12 protein-coding genes, 1 other RNA gene and 1 pseudogene are annotated in these 16,713 nt (G+C 53.2%); 6 read left to right on the top strand and 8 right to left on the bottom strand.

All coding sequences use genetic code 11. From position 1 onward, the window contains the following. Positions 1-10 precede the first annotated feature (10 nt). The 6 genes from FFS57_RS13745 to FFS57_RS13720 all read right to left on the bottom strand — a co-directional run bounded on the left by FFS57_RS13745 (position 11) and on the right by FFS57_RS13720 (position 8,784). Positions 11-1,597: a DUF3369 domain-containing protein gene (locus FFS57_RS13745; protein ID WP_137938377.1), complete on the bottom strand. Its 1,587-nt coding sequence runs from the start codon at positions 1,595-1,597 to the stop codon at positions 11-13. Between the two features lie 48 nt (positions 1,598-1,645). Then, complete coding sequence (locus FFS57_RS13740) at positions 1,646-3,250, bottom strand: sensor histidine kinase (RefSeq protein WP_137938376.1); 1,605 nt, start codon at positions 3,248-3,250, stop codon at positions 1,646-1,648. Positions 3,251-3,399: 149 nt separating this feature from the next. Continuing rightward, complete coding sequence (gene zapE, locus FFS57_RS13735; RefSeq protein ID WP_249383997.1) at positions 3,400-4,515, bottom strand: cell division protein ZapE; 1,116 nt, start codon at positions 4,513-4,515, stop codon at positions 3,400-3,402. Between the two features lie 133 nt (positions 4,516-4,648). Beyond that, positions 4,649-5,338: an SIMPL domain-containing protein gene (locus tag FFS57_RS13730; protein WP_171013932.1), complete on the bottom strand. Its 690-nt coding sequence runs from the start codon at positions 5,336-5,338 to the stop codon at positions 4,649-4,651. Positions 5,339-5,491: 153 nt separating this feature from the next. After that, positions 5,492-5,917, bottom strand: a complete 426-nt coding sequence (locus FFS57_RS13725; protein WP_249383996.1) for a hypothetical protein — start codon at positions 5,915-5,917, stop codon at positions 5,492-5,494. A 173-nt stretch (positions 5,918-6,090) separates the two neighbouring features. Beyond that, on the bottom strand, positions 6,091-8,784 hold the full coding sequence (locus FFS57_RS13720) for a cation-transporting P-type ATPase (protein WP_137938374.1): 2,694 nt from the start codon (positions 8,782-8,784) through the stop codon (positions 6,091-6,093). Positions 8,785-8,985: 201 nt separating this feature from the next. Between FFS57_RS13720 and FFS57_RS13715 the strand changes: the two genes are divergently transcribed. The 5 genes from FFS57_RS13715 to ssrA all read left to right on the top strand — a co-directional run bounded on the left by FFS57_RS13715 (position 8,986) and on the right by ssrA (position 13,534). After that, a complete protein-coding gene (locus FFS57_RS13715) occupies positions 8,986-10,305 on the top strand; it encodes a TRZ/ATZ family hydrolase (RefSeq protein ID WP_137938373.1) in 1,320 nt (439 codons plus the stop codon). A gap of 44 nt (positions 10,306-10,349) precedes the next feature. Then, positions 10,350-11,072 carry a bifunctional 2-polyprenyl-6-hydroxyphenol methylase/3-demethylubiquinol 3-O-methyltransferase UbiG gene (gene ubiG / locus FFS57_RS13710; RefSeq protein ID WP_249383995.1) on the top strand — a complete coding sequence of 241 codons (723 nt, stop codon included), beginning with the start codon at positions 10,350-10,352 and terminating at the stop codon, positions 11,070-11,072. Further along, a complete protein-coding gene (gene gph, locus FFS57_RS13705) occupies positions 11,069-11,716 on the top strand; it encodes a phosphoglycolate phosphatase (RefSeq protein WP_137938372.1) in 648 nt (215 codons plus the stop codon). The genes ubiG and gph overlap by 4 nt, the downstream gene beginning before the upstream one ends. A 73-nt stretch (positions 11,717-11,789) precedes the next feature. Continuing rightward, on the top strand, positions 11,790-13,094 hold the full coding sequence (locus FFS57_RS13700) for a GGDEF domain-containing protein (protein WP_249383994.1): 1,305 nt from the start codon (positions 11,790-11,792) through the stop codon (positions 13,092-13,094). A gap of 80 nt (positions 13,095-13,174) precedes the next feature. Beyond that, positions 13,175-13,534: a transfer-messenger RNA gene (gene ssrA / locus FFS57_RS13695) on the top strand. A 446-nt stretch (positions 13,535-13,980) separates the two neighbouring features. On the opposite strand, the gene FFS57_RS13690 is transcribed toward ssrA, so the two are convergent. Together FFS57_RS13690 and FFS57_RS13685 are read right to left on the bottom strand one after the other, a co-directional pair. Further along, positions 13,981-14,310: a hypothetical protein gene (locus FFS57_RS13690; RefSeq protein WP_171013930.1), complete on the bottom strand. Its 330-nt coding sequence runs from the start codon at positions 14,308-14,310 to the stop codon at positions 13,981-13,983. A gap of 152 nt (positions 14,311-14,462) precedes the next feature. Continuing rightward, positions 14,463-15,395 carry an exopolyphosphatase gene (locus tag FFS57_RS13685; protein WP_137938370.1) on the bottom strand — a complete coding sequence of 311 codons (933 nt, stop codon included), beginning with the start codon at positions 15,393-15,395 and terminating at the stop codon, positions 14,463-14,465. A gap of 196 nt (positions 15,396-15,591) precedes the next feature. Here FFS57_RS13685 and FFS57_RS13680 point away from each other — a divergent pair. After that, a pseudogene (locus FFS57_RS13680) lies at positions 15,592-16,531 on the top strand (IS481 family transposase). Positions 16,532-16,713: the final 182 nt, after the last annotated feature.

The raw sequence follows: 16,713 nt of genomic DNA, 5'->3' as shown, positions 1-16,713 counted from the left end.
CCACAGCAACTCAGTCGCCCCCTTGCATCCATTCCGGTAAGCCATCTCGCAAACAGTATTCCAGCGCATCGACTACATCCGGGTCAAATTGCTTGCCATTCCGCTCGCGTATATAGGTCATCACCTCTTCCAACGGCCATGGATCTTTGTATGGCCGCCGGTGTAGTAATGCATCAAAGACGTCCACCACCGCCACAATGCGCGCTGCCAATGGAATTTCATGACGTTTCAGTCCTCTTGGGTAACCATTGCCATCAATATGCTCATGATGATGGCCGGCAATCTGCGCCCCAAAAGTCAGGTAGCTGATGCCATCCACCATCTCCGCCGCACGCGCCAACACCACTTCACCAATGTGCGCATGTTCCTCCATGATCACCCGCTCTTCCGCCGTATGCCGCGCCGGTTTGAGCAGAATGCTGTCCGGGGTTCCCACTTTGCCAACATCGTGCAGGATGCTGGCAATACCCACCATATCCAGGAATTCGGGTGTCAGATCGCCACTGAATTTGCCTTGCTGATGCAACGTCTGCGCAATGGCATCCGTCAGCAGTCGAACCCGCTGCACATGTCCACCGGTATCTTTGTCGCGGAACTCTGCCAGATCCGCCAGAGCCGACACGGTCGCCTCCTGGGCTTTTCGCAATTGATCAAACAGGTAGAGATTATCGAACGCGGCCGCTATACGGTTACAGAATACTTCCAGTAGATCGCGCTGAATATCGGCCAATGGCCAGGGTGGCGTGACCAGAATGGCAAATTCATGCCCCTGCATGGTTTTGATATACAACACATCCAGCGGATGATCGAATACACTGCGCTTTTCCTTCAACGCCCGTGCAACCGCCGGTGCAACCGGGTGATCATCGGGAATGCCTTGCGTCGTTGCCAACGGAGTGTAATTGCCCGTGGCAGCCACCACTTCTGGCATTGATGACATGCCCAGCCGGTTTTGTACCACACAGAGTACGCCATCAGCCCCTACGTCAAGAATCGCACTGATCTGGTTCAACACACCAGAGGCCAGCTCCCGCAATGAATGCGCCTGATACAGATTGGTGGCGCCTTCCAGAATCTTCGACAATCCCACCCTGCTACGCTCAATAGTCACCAGGCCTTCATAAGCCCGTAACGATGCAATGACCGTGGTAAACAACTTTTGCGTGGTGAGCTCGGTCTTCGCTTTGTAATCGTTGATATCGTAGTCAACAATGACCCGTTGCTCTGGTGCCTGCCCAGGTTGACCGGTACGTAACACGATGCGCACCAGCTGATTGTTCAGCTCACCTCTGATCAGTTCAACCAGCTTGAGGCCGGCATCATCCGATTCCATCACCACATCAAGCAGTATCAGCGCAATATCCCGCTCGGCCCGCAAAATGGTGGCCGCGTCGCGCCCGGTGTAGGCCGAAAGCAGTTCCAGTGGTCTGCTTTTGAAGCTCACGTTACGAAGTGCAAGCTTGGTGACCGAATGCACATCTGCTTCGTCATCAACGATCAACACGCGCCAAGGCTTGCTTTCCAACGGATTGCCTGCCTCACTGCCCGCTTCGTCATCAATGATCCAGCTGTCGCCTGCGTTATCCGCATCACTCATGCCGACACTCCTCGCCTTTGTTCAACCCGATACCTGTTCTCTAAGCCATCAATCCACACGTGGCAACCCGACGCTTGGCACCCCGCTTTCCGGTGCAACGGGCGGAAAACGCAAAATGAAGCAGGTACCCTTGCCGACCTCGCTGCGGGTATGAACTGTACCGCCAAACTGCTTGGTGATGATGTTATAGACAATGTTCAACCCCAGTCCGGTTCCCCCTTGGCCGCGGCGGGTCGTAAAAAAAGGATCAAAAATCTTGGCCTGGAATTCAGGCGGAATGCCGACGCCATCATCCTCAAAACTCACCTCGACCCAGTCATTGGATTCTTCCGCACGGATATCGATATGTCCTTCCTGCTCTGCCTGGAAAGCATGGGTCAAGGCATTGATGGTCAGATTCGTGATGACTTGTGCAAACGCGCCAGGATAGCCGTCAATTTCAATTTGCTGATCGCAGTGAATACGAACGGTGACATGGGTGTGCTTGATCTTGGGGTGCAGGCTGGTGATCACCTCTTCGATGTATTGCTTCAAATCGAAACGACGGCGAATCTCGCTGGTCTGGTCTGCAGCAATCTGCTTGAAACTCTGGATCAGATGGGCAGCACGATCAGCATTGGTCATGATCAGACGGGCACTTTCGTCGGCGGTATCGATATAGGCATTGATTTCCGACTTTTTGACCTGCCCGGATGACATCACCGAGCGTATCTGCTCAGATGCCTGCTTCAATACCGAAGCACTGGTCAGCGTCACTCCCACTGGCGTATTGATCTCGTGCGCGACACCCGCCACCAAGCCCCCCAACGAAGCCAACTTCTCGGACTGCAGCAGCGACTCCTGAGCTTCTTTCAACTCGGCCAAGGCTTTCTCCGCCTTGCGGGTTGCCTGACGGGCGTCTTCCTCCGCCGCCCGGGCCTCTTCTTCCGCCTGGCGCCGACGCTCAATCACACTTTTCACTTTACGCTGAATGCTGTTGAAGCCCCGGATCACCTCGCCAAACTCGTCACGACGTTCTTCACGCAATTCCTCCACCTCATCGCTGTCATGCCGAGCCAAGTCGAATAGCGCATCTCGTAGCCGGGACAATGGGTCAAACACCAGCCGAAGGCTCAAGATCAAGGCAAACAGCAACACGCAGTCCACCACCACCACTTCGATGATCTTGCGCACCAGCTCAGCAGTCAGTGCCGCATCGATCTTCTCGCGCGAGAAGTACACCACGGCCTTGCCAACCAACGCACGTTGCTGGGCGTCGTCACCACTGCGCTCGACATTGCTGCGAAAATACAGACTGCTTTCATAAGGCAGGCCGTCAATCTTGAAATCCGGTCGGGCCGATGCGATCTTCCCCTGCTCATCGCGCACCTTGCCGGCAAACAGGCTCACTGCACTATCAAAAACCCGGATGCCCCGCACCTCGGGCGGCAGCATTTCCGCTTCGATGATACTGTTGACCTTGGCTTCATCCAGATCCCACAGGGCAGAGGGCAGGCTGATCTGCAAGCGCGTCACCACGCCATGACGGAGCTGATCAAAGCGCATCTCCAACTCTTTGGAGAGCTGGTACTGAGAATAGATACCAGAAATGGCAAGAATGAGCGTCACAACAACGATATACAGGACGCTCAGCCGGAACCGAATTGAGTGCATGCATCCCCCTTGCAAACACTATAGCCGGTGCTACGAATGTTAGTACAGATTTCGGCTGTGAAAGGCTTGCAGTCTGGCTTGTGCGAAATCGAAAACGTTGGGGCGGGCACAGAGTATGTGCCACGCGATCAGTCCACCGATAAGCGGAATTATCGGTGAGCCAGCCCTAGATATTCAGCAGTTTGCATCTCCTGAAGACGACTTGCAGTACGGAAGAATTCACTCGCCTGCACCCCTTCGGTATACAACGCCTCTGGTGCTACCTGTGCAGACAGAATCAATTTGACGCGGCAGTCATAGAATACATCCACCAGCCAGGTAAAACGTCGTGCTGCAGATGCATCCTTTTCAGTCAGTCTGGGGACATCGGATACAATGACTGTATTGTATTCACGCGCAATTTCCAGGTAATCAGTCTGGGCACGCGGCCCACCACAGATATCCATGAAATCGAACCAGATCACACCCGGTGCATGACGAATGCACTTGATCTTGCGGCCTTCAATGGTGATCTCCGGTTTCAGATCAGCGGCATTGGCCACTTCATTGAAGGCGAATTCCAGCTTGCCGTGGGTATCCTGCGTAATCGGATAGAGATAGGTTTCAATGCGCTGCAAGCTCCGCAAGCGATAATCGTTGCCACCATCAACGTTGATGATGGTCAGGTTGGCCTTCAGCAATTCGATAGTAGGTAGGAAATTGTGTCGCTGCAGCCCATTCGGATAAAGACCTTCCGGCTCGTAGTTGGAGGTCATCACCAGCACCACCCCCAGTTCAAACAATGCCGTCAGCAAGCGACCCAGAATCATCGCATCGGCTATATCCGACACATGAAACTCGTCAAAGCACAGTAAGCGATACTTTTTGGCAATCCGCTCTGCGACGGTTTGGAGTGGATCTGGCTCATTCTTTAGCGTACGCATTTCGGCATGCACATCATGCATGAAATGGTGGAAATGCAGTCGCCCCTTACGCTTGTAGGGCACACAAGCGTAGAAAGAATCCATCAGGAAACTCTTACCACGCCCGACGCCTCCCCAAAAATACAATCCGCGCGGGACATCCGGCGTCAACAGCCACTTACCAAAGGGCCGATGACGTTTGCGTTTGAATTCCAGCAAGGCTTCATAAAGGGATTGCAGATAACGGATGGCATTGGCCTGAGCATCGTCGGCAATGAAGCCATCCCGTTGTGCTGCAGCGGCATACCATGCCGCAGGCGACATCTGGCCATCGGTATCAGGAGAGAAAACATGTTGCGACATAAAAACATGGCCACGTCAGCTTGACGCCGACGTGGCTATTCGAGTTCGGAGAGTGCTCAAGTATAACCGGGCAATGGACCACAATCACGCTATGGTTGGATTTTCCGAACCAATCCGCCATACCGACAGCCGATCAATCGGCCAACTGCACTGCCCCTGTAACGGTTACGGTAATCGCACCCGTCCCACCTTCGGCCACGGGTGCAGGCGCCGCTTCGGCGGCCATGGCCATTGCACGTTTTGCATAAACAGGATGCGGCGGTTCAACATCGCCACCACCTACATTCAGATTCACCACTTTGTAGCCCTTGGCCTTCAAGCTGCTACGTACGATCTCGGCACGCTGATTGAAAGCCTGCAAGGCGTCACCAATCAGCTCATTCTCTACCTCACGGCGACGTTCCGGCGATACCGAGAATGTCCACTGACCGATCTGCAGCACCGACTGCATCTTGCCGATCAATTCTGCACACTGTTTGAAATCGCGGCATTCCAGCTTAGCTTCGACACGACCACGCCAGCCGGAAGCACGGTTCTTGTTGTCATACACTGGATAAGTCTGGTTTTCACCCGAATAAAACTTCACTTTCGGGTAAGCATCTGCCATGCCCTTTGCCATGTTCAACGCCTTGTTCAACCCAGCAGACAGGCGATTGGCATCATTGTCGCTTTGCTCGGCAAACATGGTGACTGCCATCAGATCATTTGGCACATCACGACGTGCCTCGGCCTGCAGATTCACTACGTTGTAGTTGAGTGGCTCAGCTTGGGCAATACCTGCCAGCAGCAAGCCCGACAGGGCAACAACAGTCAAACGGCGCATTGAAACTCCTTGGTTGTAGCACCCGCACAGCCTTTCACGGGTGACATTGACGGACATTCTGAATTCCCCTGCCCCCAACCGATGACACGGGTGGCAAGGCTACCGGACACATTGTATGGAGGCTACCTGCACCAGAGCTGAACAGCCAGCCCATCAATGCACGTCATGTGGCGTCGGTGGCACATCTTCGTCCAATGTATCCACCACCATGGTGTGGATTTCAACATCAAACCAATCCCAAAAAACCTTCAAATTGCGTTCGCGCGGCCACAAGGCTTGGTCAGTACACCAAGAGCCAAGTTCCGCCTCGAAAATCTGCTCAAACATGTCATCAATGTAAGATACCGCTTCCTCCGGCTCTTCAAATTCCGGCGTCAACAACACGGTACAATCGGCACGCAGGCTATCCAATCCAAGTTGGACATCATTTTCAGGCAATTTGTTGAGCCATTCCAGAAAAGGCTGCTTGGGCTTGATCACAGCCACATTGCGGTCGATCACATACATTTCGATACTCCCGGGATCGTTTATCGAGGGGGACAGTGTGGCAATGCAAATACCCATGACGAAGCCCTTCATCTTCAGGCTCCTGGTATACACGCCACACCAGAGTGTTATTCTCCCAACAGCATACCACGCCCCCTTGTGAATTCCATGTCTGGCAAGCGCCCATTAGTCCAAGCCAATCCACAATCCAAGCGGCCATTTGAAAGAGAGTAACGTCCCAATACGTTGTTGCAAACTATCTCCAGTTACATTCGCCAACGGCTGATCAGCCACTTTTCCATCTCTACCACGAACATGACCACCCCACCTGACAGCATGACCCAGAGCCATTGCTCCCCATTCATCGGGGCGGTGTCAAAGAGCCGATTCAAGATAGGAAGGTAGGTGAATGCGGCCTGCTGCAGAGTCAATGCAGCAAGCGCCAACCAGATGTAACGATTGCCGAACAAACCCTGACGATTGAGTACAGGAGCCAGCAGATATCGGCAGTTGAGCAGGTAAAATGCTTGACAGAACACCAGGGTATTGACAGCTACCGCGTGACATACAGCCTTTGGCTGGCCTGCAGCCTGTGCCCATTGATAAAGGATCAGGCTTGCTGTGGCCACCAATGCCGAGACGAAAATGATTCGCCAGACCAGAAATCTGGACAAGATGGGCTCATCTGCCGCACGCGGCGGACGCTGCATGACATTTGGCTCGGCCGGCTCAAAGGCAAGCGCCAGCGATAAGGTCACGGCGCACACCATATTGACCCACAGTACCTGTACTGCGTTGATGGGTAGGGGCATACCCGCCAAAATGGGGATGATCACCATGCAGGCTTGTGCAATATTGGTGGGCAGCGCCTGGATCATGGCTTTTTTAAGGTTGTCATAGACAGCCCGCCCTTCCTCAACAGCGTGAGCAATGGTGGCAAAATTGTCGTCTGCCAGCACCATGGTGCCAGCCTCCTTGGCGGCCTCGGTTCCCTTCATACCCATTGCAATACCGACATCGGCCCGTTTTAACGCAGGGGCATCATTTACGCCATCACCGGTCATCGACACAACCTGCTGCCGGGTTTGCAAGGCGGATACCAGCTTGAGCTTGTGTTCCGGGCTGACACGTGCAAACACATTGCACCCGGCTGCCGCGTCAGGCCAAGCATCAGCGGGTAATTGATCAAGTTCCAGGCCTGTCAGCGCATTTCCGGTAATACCCAGCTCACCGGCAATCGCACGAGCTGTATCGGCATGGTCTCCCGTGATCATTTTCACGGTAATGCCTGCCGCATGGCAGGCTGCCACAGCCTGTCGGGCTTCTTCACGCGGCGGATCAATGATGCCGACCATGGCCAGCAGCACCAGGCCATCTGCAACATCGTCAAATGTCAGAGTCTGCCCATTTGACGAGGGCTGGCCACAGGCAATGGCCAATAAACGTTCCCCTTGTTTCGCCAAATCAGCACACTGCTGTTGCCAATAGGTTACATTCAACGAGACATCGCCGTCGGCGGTACGCTGGTGCAAACACATCCGCAGCAACTTTTCGGGCGAGCCTTTGACAAACAGCAGGCCTTTGCCAGCATGGTCATGATGCAGGGTGGCCATAAACTGGTACTCTGATTCGAATGGAATCATGTCTGTACGCGGTCTGCGGCCTTTTTCCTGTGTCACATCCCAACCAGCCTTGGCGGCCAGGGTCAATAAAGCCCCTTCAGTCGGATCGCCCTCGATGTGCCAATGCACACCTTCACCAATCAGGCGTGCATCGTTACACAACGCTGCCGCCAGGCTGGCTTGCTGCAACACCGGCATGGACGTTGGGTCAACATCGTGTTGATCCAGTGTGAAACCGCCGTGTGGCGCATACCCGGCGCCAGATACATTCAGCAATGCATCAGCCAGAATCACATGACGAACCGTCATTTCGTTGCACGTCAGCGTACCTGTCTTGTCACTGCAGATGACCGTCAAGGCGCCCAATGTTTCGACTGCCGGCAATTGCCGAATGATGGCTTTACGTTTGGCCATCCGTCTCACGCCGACCGCCAAGGTGATGGTCATGATCGCAGGCAATCCCTCTGGAATGGCGGCCACAGCCAACCCCACCACGGCAAGAAACATCTGTTCGACAGGATAGTCGCGCCAAAGTGTGCCCAACAGAAATACCGCCAAGGCCACCCCTGCAATGACATATGTCAGTATCTGTGCAAACCGGGCCATCTGTCGTAACAACGGGGTACTGATGGGTTCGACCTCTCGCAGCATCTGGCTGATTCTGCCAAGCTCGGTCTGTGCAGCTGTTGCCACCACAATGCCAAGTCCTTGCCCATACGTCACCAGCGTACCGCTGAAGGCCATGTCTGTTCGGTCGCCCAACGCAGCCGCTCTCCCGACTGGTGCCGGTTGCTTTTCCACGGCCAATGATTCCCCAGTAATCGCGGCCTCTTCAATGCGAAGGTTACGGGTTTCAATCAGTCGGAGATCCGCTGGTACTTTGTCTCCGGATTGGAGCCAGACAACATCGCCAATCACCAAATGCTCCGCATCCACTTCCTTACGTTGCCCATCACGCACCACCATGGCCTTCAGTGATAACAGATTCCGAATCGCGTCCAATGCCTGTTCGGCTTTGCCCTCTTGAACAAAACCGATCACCGCATTGATCACCACAACCCCCGCAATCACAGACATATCCAACCAATGCCCCAAAAGACCCGTCACGGCGGCAGACAAGATCAGCGCATAGATCAATACATTGTGGAATTGCCTTAAAAACCGTCGCCATGCCTGCGGACGAAACGGTGGCGGCAATCGGTTGGCCCCCCATTCTGCCAACCGACGCTCGGCATCACCCTGAGTCAACCCTTGTTGGCGATGGCTTCCCACCTTCTCCAACACGGCTTCTGCCACCATGGCATGCCACGCTTGATTCGGTACCTCGTTCTGCTTCATACGTTCCCTACTCTAACGGGTTACATACTGGTCACTGGCACTGAGACTACTCTGCTTGCCGGTTCGTTTTCAGCAGGGATTGTGCCAGAGCCCATCCGACAAGCTTTTGATCGACAGCAAATTCGGCCTTGGGTATTTCCTTGCTGTCGCTCTTGTCGCCACCTACAATCGGTGCATCCACTGCAATCCCCGCCCGCACCTATGCCTCAACTCATCGATACATTGATCAGTGCCCGCTGGATTATTCCTATTGAGCCGGTACGATCCGTGCTTCGACAACACAGCGTCGCAATCGACAAAGGCCGCATCCTGACGATTCTGCCAACGGCAGAAGCACCCGCCACTTATATCGCAAAAGAAACTGTCGATCTCGGCAGTCATGTGCTGATGCCAGGTTTGGTCAATCTTCATGCTCATTGCGCAATGAGCCTGTTACGCGGCTTGGCAGACGACCTGCCTCTGATGGATTGGCTCAACCACCACATCTGGCCTGCCGAAGGCCGGTTGGTGCGTGATGACTTCGTCTATGATGGCACCCTGCTGGCACTGGCCGAGCAATTACGCAGCGGGGTTACCTGCGTCAACGACATGTACTTCTATCCGGCTGCCACAGCACGAGCCTTGCTTACCGCCAAAATGCGCGGTGTGGTCGGTGCCACGATCATGGAATTTCCCACCATCTATGCCAGCGATGCCGATGATTACTTGAACAAGGGCTTGGCTGCACGTGACGAATTCAGCGGCGAATCATTGATCAGCTTCACACTGGCCCCACATGCACCCTACACCATTTCAGACCGTACTTTTGGCAAAGTGATCACCTTGTCTGAAGAACTGAACCTACCAATCCATATTCACCTGCATGAATCGCTGTCTGAAATCGAAACCAGCCTGCAGCAATTCCACATACGGCCACTTGCCCGGTTAAAAGCACTGGGCTTGCTGTCCCCCAACCTGATTGGCGTACATTGCGTGCACTTGAATCAAGAAGAAATCGACTGGCTCGCGCAGTACGGTTGCCATGTTGCCCACAACCCAACCTCCAATATGAAATTGGCCAGTGGCATTGCACCGGTCAATGCACTGTTGCAGGCCGGTGTCAATGTCGGCATCGGCACCGATAGTGCGGCCAGCAACAATCGTCTGGACATGTTCAATGAAATGCGTACTACTGCACTGCTAGCCAAGGTGGCCACCCTGCAGGCGGATGTCGTACCTGCCCATCAGGCATTGGAAATGGCCACGTTGCACGGCGCCAAAGCCTTGGGGCTGGATCATCTGATTGGTTCACTCAAACCAGGTAAGGCTGCCGACATGTGCGCCATCCGGTTGGACGATGTTGAAACCGCCCCCTGCTTTGATCCGATCTCCCACTTGGTCTATGCCGCTGGACGCGAGCATGTCACCGATGTATGGGTGGCCGGCCAACGCCTGTTGAAATCCAGGGAACTGACCACACTCCACATGGCCCAATTGATTACTCGTGCCCGGGCATGGCGTGATAAAGTGCGCAACCTGTGATACCTGCCTGTTTGAGCGTGATTTCTTACTTTTAGCAATCCTTGATGATGATGACTGATACCCGAGCCCCCAACGTAGACGATGCTGAAATCGCCAAATTCAGCGAGCTTGCCCACAAATGGTGGGATAAGGAAAGCGAATTTAAGCCGCTGCACGATATCAACCCGCTACGCCTGGGGTTCATTGAAGAATATGCCACGCTGACTGGCCAGCAGGTCATCGATGTGGGTTGTGGTGGCGGGATTTTGGCCGAAAGCCTGGCCGAGCATGGTGCTGCTGTCACTGGTATTGATTTGGCAGAAAAATCGTTGAAAGTCGCCAAATTGCATTTGCTGGAATCCGGCAACAAAGTGGATTACCGTTGCATCTCGGTCGAGGAAGTAGCCCAGCAACAGCCTGGACAGTTTGATGTGGTCACTTGCATGGAGATGCTGGAACACGTCCCCAGCCCAGACAGTGTGGTACACGCTTGCACACAGCTTGCCAAACCCGGTGGCTGGGTGTTTTTCTCCACGATCAGCCGCAATCCCAAAGCTTACGTCCACGCCATTCTTGGTGCCGAATACCTGCTCGGGCTGCTCCCACGTGGTACACATGACTACGCACGCTTCCTCAAGCCCTCCGAGCTTTCCCGTATGGCCAGGCATTCAGGACTGGACGTCGTCGATGTACGCGGCATGGGTTACAACCTGTTGAACAAGACCTATCACCTGACGACACAGACTGATGTGAACTATCTCATCGCCTGCCGAAAGGCCATCGCATGATCCAGGCTGTTTTGTTCGACCTTGATGGTACTTTGGCCGATACTGCTGCCGATCTTGGTGCCGCACTTAATCGCTTGCTGGCAGAAGAAGGCAAACCACCAGTAGCCTATGAACTGATCCGCCCAGTAGCCTCACATGGTGCACGTGGGCTGATCGAGCTTGGTTTTGGGATCCATAAGACAGATCCTATATTCGACGATTATCGCCGCCGCTTTCTGGATCATTACGAGGCCAGCTTCGCAGACCTCACCACCCTGTTTGATGGTGTCAATCCACTGTTACAGGCACTTACCGCGCGAGGGCTGAAATGGGGTATTGTCACCAACAAACCCATGCGCTTTACCGACCGATTGGTACCGGCGCTGCCCTGGGCAGTGCCGCCTGGCGTGGTAGTCAGTGGCGACACGGTTGGTGTGCCCAAACCAGACCCCAAACCCATGCTACATGCAGCCTCACAGTTGGGTGTCGTTCCTAAAACCTGCCTGTATCTGGGCGATGCCGAACGAGATGTGGAAGCGGCCCGAGCGGCAGGCATGCGCGCAATCATCGCCAGTTATGGCTATATTTCGAATACTGATACCCCACATACATGGGGGGCCGACGGTTTCATCGACCATCCCGAAGAGTTGCTGCAACACGTTTAAAAAACTTGAAACCGCCCCGATTAACATACGATGATAAGGCTATAGAGATCATCCATCGCCACCGGTAACAACAATGAGCGGTATCGATACCGACCACCTGTTCAAGCGCAAGGTATACATGCTTGCACAGACGTACTTTATCAAAGACAACCAGCACGAACTGCTGTTGCACGCGCATAAGTACGATTTCGACGTCTTGTTTTTTGATCAGATGGTCGATTTCTTACAGGCTTGCGCCGTGTCAACTGACGACGACTTGTTTGTGGTCGATCTCGATTCGCTCTATAGCCTGCAAAAAGACCGCGACAACAAGACCATGTTTCTATCCGAGCTGCTCCGGCAGCTACCGCAGAACCACCGTTACGTCTACCTTCAAACCGCCAAGCAAGGCGGCCGCTTTCTTTTGCAACGTACTCTGGTTGAATGCAACTGTTTGGCCTATGCCGAAAAACCCATCTCCAATGAAAGCCTGATTGAAAAGCTGTTCAACCTGTTCACCCAACGACGCGCACCAGATGTCAGCCTTATCGTCGCACTGGGGCGAGATTTTCCGTTCAGCCGCGAATTATTGAGTGCCAGCCGCATAGAAATGCTCGAATATCAGGATGTGGATGGCTTCAACCAAGCCGTCAAACAACGCAAGCCTGACATCGCCGTTGTCAGCGACATCATGTTCTCCAAAATCCCGGCGGTACAGCAAGTCATTCGCCTGAACATGGAGACAGACCCTTGCCTGGAAATGTTTTTGCACTTGCCCCGTATGGATACGGCAGCAGCAACCCGCGCCATCCAGGCCGGATTTGATGACCTGCTGATTGAGCAGGGAGAAGCCGTCACCACCCGACAACTGGTGAATCGGGTTGCCAAAATCCGCATCAATAAAGATCTGATCAATAAAGACCGCGCCACTGGCCTACTCAACAAAATTGGCTTCAAGCGTAAAGCACAAGATGTAATCCGCATTGCAGACATGCGGGATGGCACCGAACTAGGTCTGTGCGTGATCGACATCGACAAATTCAAGACCATCAACGATACCTGGGGCCACTACTTCGGCGATATCGTCATTAAACGCCTGTCCTTACTGCTAGGTGCATACATGGGCGCCAATGATCACCTCAGCCGCTTCGGCGGGGAAGAGTTCGTCATGCTGTTCTGGGACATTCAACGTGACACCCTGTTACAAAAGCTAAATAACATGCGCGAAGCTTTCAATCGTCTACCATTTGAAGTCGAACCCGGCGACATTCGCCACTTTTCGTTCAGCGGCGGGGTTGCCTTTTATCCGGACTTCAAAAGTGAAAGCGATTTATTCTTACATGCCGATGAAAAGCTTTATAACGCCAAACAAGGTGGCCGCAATCAAATCTGTAGCTGAAACAGGCCCGCCCTTGCTATAATCGCATCCTGCGGCTTGAACTTAATCGAATAGGCCGCATCTTACTCAGTATCCAATTTGGGGCCGACCAGGTTTCGACGGGGGTTGCAAAGCGGATGGGTGCATACCGGGATCTCAGATTCCCGTAAAACGCTGAACAAATGTAGTCGCAAACGACGAAACTTACGCTCTAGCTGCTTAATCCCAGCTGGACTCTGCACTGATCTGCTGGTGGGTCAGGCGGGCAACCGCAGCAGAGTCATTTACATCAGATCGTGTCAGGCCGGGTTACTTGGTTTGGCATTAAATCCAAGGTAACTCGCTCGTCTTCAGCCTGTCGGTCGGCGGATGCCGGGTCAAATTCAATTGGCCAGACTAAGTATGTAGATCTCACCGTAGAGGACTTTCGGACGCGGGTTCGATTCCCGCCGGCTCCACCAATAATGAACCCCCAACCGTTCTCGGCTGGGGGTTTTCTTACCTGATCGCACCAGTTCCCGCGTACTCGTGCGGGTTCCTGCGAACGCCTGCGGACTTCGCCAACCACCCAAATCGGCCGTTGCGGGCCATATTCCACGGTCTCCTGGCCATTCTTCGCTCCAACCTCGCTCTCCGAAAATGGCCCAAAGTCCACGACCTCTCTCATTACAGATCAATCGTTTCGGGGTCAACGAACTCTCACCGGCCACGGGCCCACAGAACGGATTGAATCATTCTTCCGGCGCTTACTTCGGAAGCACGCAGTCCTTCTCAGGGCCGGTTCGGCTGAGTGAAACCATGCACCGATCCGGAGTTGCGGACGTGGGTTCAATTTCGCAAACGGGAATCGAACCGACGTCTGTAATAGTCTAATTTTTTCGGACACCTCGATAGGTCATTATTGACCTCAATAAGGAAGAATCATGACATCCAAACGAACTGAATTCGAAGCGAGTTCGGCGTAGGCAAACTTAAGTACTGCCTGAGCAATGCCCCTGCCGATACCCCACTGACCCAGTTGATTTCCATGCAAACTTTCCGCCACTTCGTCAAACGCGTCCTCGACGATGCCAAGAGCGCTTGCGGTTTGGCGGACTACCAGACACGAGGCTGGCGCTGCTGGCATTAGCACATGAGTCTGGTGATGATGGCCCAAATGTTCTCGACCAAGAAGCATCTGGCTTTGCGTGATACGCACTGCCTGCTGTCGAGCAAGGATGTAGTGAAGATGCTGCACCTCCCCCTACCCCCGGCCACGACACCGCACCGGTTCAACGCATCGCCGACCACCACACGCAAAAGCGACAAACGGCCATTTCCGCTCATACCATGCAAGGCCTGCCGCTACCGACGAAATGTGACAAAGTGGAACTACTGTCAGACAGTGTACTATTTGAATGCAGTGATCTTCATAGCCACTTCCCTCAACGTACTGTCAGCATTGTGATTATCTACTTGGCAAGTGCCTGCATTCGCATGCCCTCCCCCACCATACGCCAACATCAACTCTCCAATATTGATATGTGGGCTGCGATTAACGATTGAGGCTCCAGTAGCAAATACCGTGTTTTGCTTGTCCCGCCCCCACATCACATGGATGGATACATTGCAGGATGGGTACATTGCATAGATAAGAAAACGATTGGTAGCGTAGATGGTTTCTTCATTCCGCAAATCCAATACCACTAAATTATTGTGAACAGTACTGCAACAAATGATTTGATCACGTGCCTTCGGCTCATGATCGAAGTAAAGCTGACTACGCTCCTTCACATCGGGTAGATCGAGAATCTCGTCAATGGTGTGATCACGACAATAGCGAATCAGATCCATCATCAGGGCATAGTTGGAAATCCGGAATTCCCGAAAGCGCCCCAAACCGGTTCGCGCATCCATCAAATAATTCAGCAATACCCAACCTGTTGGATGCAGGATTTCATCTTGCGTGTATTGTGCGGAATCGGCCTTATCGACTGCAATCATCATGTCATCACTGATTGTCGAGAAGCGTGCTTTCCCACCGAAATGCTCATACACCACTCGCGCAGCAGAAGGTGCATCGGCATCAATAATGTGATTGACACGCTCACCTGTGTTTCGGATGGTTTCTGAGTAATGGTGATCAAAGATCAAATGGGCTCCGATTACATAAGGTAGATTGGTGACGATATCCCGATCAGTGATGTTGACCTTACCATCCTGCATGTCCTTTGGATGAACAAATAGTATGTCATCAATCATATCGAGTTCATTCAACAAGACGGCGCAAACCAGTCCGTCGAAATCACTGCGTGTTACCAACCGGTATTTACTTTGAGCCATGGGATGCTCCAGCCAAGTAGATAAAGGGTATCTTTAATCAGGTTAAACTGTGATCCGGCAGTTTTCCAGCTGATCCGCACTTCCTTTACCTCTCACCGATAACACAAGCACGTCATGACTCTCATATTTTGCGACCTAGGTGTTTAGTCCCACGGTGTGCTGGGCTAATTTATAGTCAGCTACGGAGGAGAAATCCATGGAACAAATTTTGCATGGAAGCGTCCGTACGACAAAGACAGTACGTCGAGCGATACAGCATAGTCAAGCGAGCCTGAACGCGCTGGCCGCGCAGCATGGACTCAATCCAAAGACGGTTGCCGAATGGCGTCAGCGGGACTTTGCACACGATGCCCGGATGGGACTGCAGGAGGTTCGCTCAACGGCCCTGACGCCGGAGGAAGAGGCCGCCATGGTCTCCTTTCGCAAATACATGCTACTTCCTCTGGACGACTGCTTGTATGCATTGCAGCCCAGCTTTCCGCATCTGACTCGCTCCTCGCTGCATCGGTGTTTGCAACGGCATGGCATTTCCCGCTTGCCGCCAGAGATAAGCCCACGCAGCAGAAATTCAAGGTCTACCCCATTGGCTACTTCCATATCGATATTGCCGAAGCTCACACCGATGAAGGTCGGCCGTATCTAGTCGTGGCGATTGATCGGACGTCAAAGTTTGCCTATGCAGAACTTCATCCCAAGGCCACACGGGTGATCGCGAAAGCGTTCCTCGACAATCTGATCGCGGCCATGCCTTACACCATTCACACAATCCTGACTGATAACGGCATCTAGTTTGCAAAACGCCAGAGGATGGAAGCGTATTGGGATATTCCCTTTGACCGGATTTGCAACGCACTTCGTATTGAACATCGGCTCACCCAAGTCTGCCATCCATGGACCAATGGACAGGTGGAACGCATGAAATGCACGATCAAGGAGGCAATGGTCAAGCATTATATCAATCGCATGACCTGCTGAAAAACCATTTGCAAACCTTCTTGATGGCCTACAACTTTACCTGCCGACTGAGAACTCTTTAGGGGCTCACCCCCTACGAATACGTTTGCAAAATCTGGGCAAATGAGCCTGAACGTTTCAAGATCAACCCAACCCAGCACACCAAGGGACTAAACAGCTAGCCTGATCTTAAGGTGGTGTTGAGGTGTAGTTGTTTGATCTAGTGGTATAGCTGGCCCCATGCCTCCTTGGTCCGGAGGCAACGTTTGCAGCTTTCGAAGAGGTGTTTTTGAGTGGATTTTGTTTTGACTGGTTGTAGAAGAGTAAACGCCCTTAGGTTTGAGCTAAGGGCGTTTTTAGAGGG

The sequence above is a fragment of the Chitinivorax sp. B genome (assembly GCF_005503445.1).
Classification (GTDB): domain Bacteria; phylum Pseudomonadota; class Gammaproteobacteria; order Burkholderiales; family SCOH01; genus Chitinivorax.
Note: the sequence above shows the minus strand (reverse complement) of the source record. Positions and strands in the feature narration are given on the sequence as shown.

Coding starts and splice junctions, on each gene's coding strand:
- gph (WP_137938372.1), top strand. CDS start 11,069: ATGATCCAGGCTGTTTTGTTCGACCTTGATGGTACTTTGGCCGATACT.
- FFS57_RS13685 (WP_137938370.1), bottom strand. CDS start 15,395: ATGGCTCAAAGTAAATACCGGTTGGTAACACGCAGTGATTTCGACGGA.
- FFS57_RS13730 (WP_171013932.1), bottom strand. CDS start 5,338: ATGCGCCGTTTGACTGTTGTTGCCCTGTCGGGCTTGCTGCTGGCAGGT.
- FFS57_RS13715 (WP_137938373.1), top strand. CDS start 8,986: ATGCCTCAACTCATCGATACATTGATCAGTGCCCGCTGGATTATTCCT.
- FFS57_RS13700 (WP_249383994.1), top strand. CDS start 11,790: ATGAGCGGTATCGATACCGACCACCTGTTCAAGCGCAAGGTATACATG.
- FFS57_RS13745 (WP_137938377.1), bottom strand. CDS start 1,597: ATGAGTGATGCGGATAACGCAGGCGACAGCTGGATCATTGATGACGAA.
- zapE (WP_249383997.1), bottom strand. CDS start 4,515: ATGTCGCAACATGTTTTCTCTCCTGATACCGATGGCCAGATGTCGCCT.
- FFS57_RS13725 (WP_249383996.1), bottom strand. CDS start 5,917: ATGAAGGGCTTCGTCATGGGTATTTGCATTGCCACACTGTCCCCCTCG.
- FFS57_RS13740 (WP_137938376.1), bottom strand. CDS start 3,250: ATGCACTCAATTCGGTTCCGGCTGAGCGTCCTGTATATCGTTGTTGTG.
- FFS57_RS13720 (WP_137938374.1), bottom strand. CDS start 8,784: ATGAAGCAGAACGAGGTACCGAATCAAGCGTGGCATGCCATGGTGGCA.
- ubiG (WP_249383995.1), top strand. CDS start 10,350: ATGATGATGACTGATACCCGAGCCCCCAACGTAGACGATGCTGAAATC.